The following is a 679-nucleotide window of genomic DNA, read 5'->3' as shown; positions in this document are numbered from 1 at the left end:
GAGTAGAGCTCGGCCAGCGCCGTGCGGATCGCGCCGCACACCTCCTGCGCGTCGTCGGGGGTCGCGACCTCGCCGGTGCCGATGGCCCACACGGGCTCATAGGCGATGACGATGCTTGCGGCCTTGTCCGCCGGCAGACCCTCGAGACCGGCCCGCACCTGCGCGAGGACGTGCTCGACATGGGTGCCCGCCTGCCGGATCTCGAGTCCCTCACCGACGCAGAAGATCGGGGTCAGACCGTGCTCGTATGCCGCGGCGACCTTGGTGTTGACCGTCTCGTCGCTCTCGTGGTGGTACTCACGACGCTCGCTGTGCCCGACGACGACGTAGGTGCAGCCGAGCTTGGCGAGGAAGGCACCGCTGATCTCACCGGTGTAGGCGCCGCTGGCGTGCTGCGACAGATCCTGCCCGCCGTACCTGATCGCGAGCCGGTCACCGTCGACGAGCGTCTGCACGCTGCGCAGGTCGGTGAACGGCGGCAGCACGGCCACCTCGACAGCACCGTGGTCGTGCTTGGCGTCCCGCAGCGTCCAGTCGAGCTTCTGGACGAGGTGGGTGGCCTGCAGGTGGTCGAGGTTCATCTTCCAGTTGCCCGCCATGAGCGGGACGCGCTGGGAGGTGGAGGCAGGAGCCATGGTGCGGGGACCTAGCTTTCGTCGAGGACGGTGAGGCCGGGGAG

At 69.1% G+C, this 679-nt stretch carries 1 protein-coding gene; it reads right to left on the bottom strand.

The genetic code is table 11. From position 1 onward, the window contains the following. On the bottom strand, nt 1–635 hold a 635-nt coding region (gene tpiA, locus AC1D01_RS37530; protein ID WP_477875012.1), incomplete at its 3' end, for a triose-phosphate isomerase. Between the last annotated feature and the right edge of the window lie 44 nt (nt 636–679).

The organism is Rhizobacter sp. P3_B12, from assembly GCF_056402895.1.
The sequence above is the reverse complement of the archived record's forward strand: the minus strand, read 5'-3'. Positions and strand labels throughout refer to the sequence as shown.